1 protein-coding gene is annotated in these 1,123 nt (G+C 47.9%); it reads right to left on the minus strand.

All coding sequences use genetic code 11. The features are described 5' to 3' along the window. Nucleotides 1-31: 31 nt before the first annotated feature. Nucleotides 32-1,066, minus strand: coding sequence for an IS630 family transposase (locus DSM107010_RS37765; RefSeq protein ID WP_106166803.1), 1,035 nt, complete (start codon nt 1,064-1,066; stop codon nt 32-34). Nucleotides 1,067-1,123: the final 57 nt, after the last annotated feature.

Below are 1,123 nucleotides of genomic sequence, written 5' to 3' on the forward strand. Positions count from 1 at the left end.
TACTAACCAGAGCATAGAATAGTGAACAGTTTTAGGTTGCGGCGTAAGCAACATGTTTCTCACGAAAAAAGTTTTGCACAACGTTTGGCTGACGTTGTGTACTACGTAAATAGCTGCGGAGATTTTGCATCATTTCAGTTTTGTTTTTGGCACGTTGCCGTCCGACAGCATTGGCTTTGACATCATGGTTAAGTAGCTCGTCGGGATTGAGTTCGGGGCTGTAAGCAGGCAAGAAAAACAGGCGGATGCGATCTTGATGTTTCTCCAGCCATTGGTGGACTGCCTTCGCTCGATGTACCGGATGACCATCGACAATCAGAAACACCTTCTGAGTGCACTGACGAATCAAGCGACGCAAAAAATCGAGCATCACAGCAGAATCAAAACGTTGTGTGAATAACTTGAAGCACAACTTACCCCGATTGGTGATAGTCGAAATCAGACTGCAACCAAAGCGCTTACCCGTACTTGGCACAACAGGTGTAGTCCCAACTCGTCCGTAGGAACGTCCGGTTTGATCGTCAGAGCGCACCCCCATCTCGTCACCCCAATGAATTTCAGCTCCCTCACGGTGAGCTTCTCGACAAATCTGGGGATATTCAGTCTCTATCCATCGTTTGACTGCTAGTGGATCTTGTTCGTAGGCACGACGTAGCGGCTTTTGTGGTGTAAAACCCCATTTTTTCAGATAACGCCCTATTGTCCACACTGATACCGACAACCCAAAGCGTTCTGCGAGAAACTGCTGCACTGCTTCCCGCGTCCATAAATAGAATGGTAATCCTAAAGAGTCTGGACATTTTTGCTCCATCAGCCTTACTGCTGTTGCTGCTTGGTGGGGGAGCAGACGTGAGCTAGCACGACGAGGACCACGCTTTTTCGCTTTCAACGATGATGCATTCCCATTTGCTACTGCTTTTGTCCAGTTATGCACTGCCGTGCGCGACACTTGAAACACGCGAGCTGCTTCTGATTTACTCATGCCGTTTTCAACAGCATTGACGACACGATACCGCAATGCTTCTTGACCTTCGGCTGACAGATAGCGAGCGTCTTTGAGTTTCATGGCTGATTCCAGACTTAGCTACCTTTCTATGTTAACCAATCTCTGCTCTAGGTAGTA

Source organism: Chroococcidiopsis cubana SAG 39.79 (assembly GCF_003991895.1).
In the GTDB taxonomy this organism is placed as follows: domain Bacteria; phylum Cyanobacteriota; class Cyanobacteriia; order Cyanobacteriales; family Chroococcidiopsidaceae; genus Chroococcidiopsis; species Chroococcidiopsis thermalis.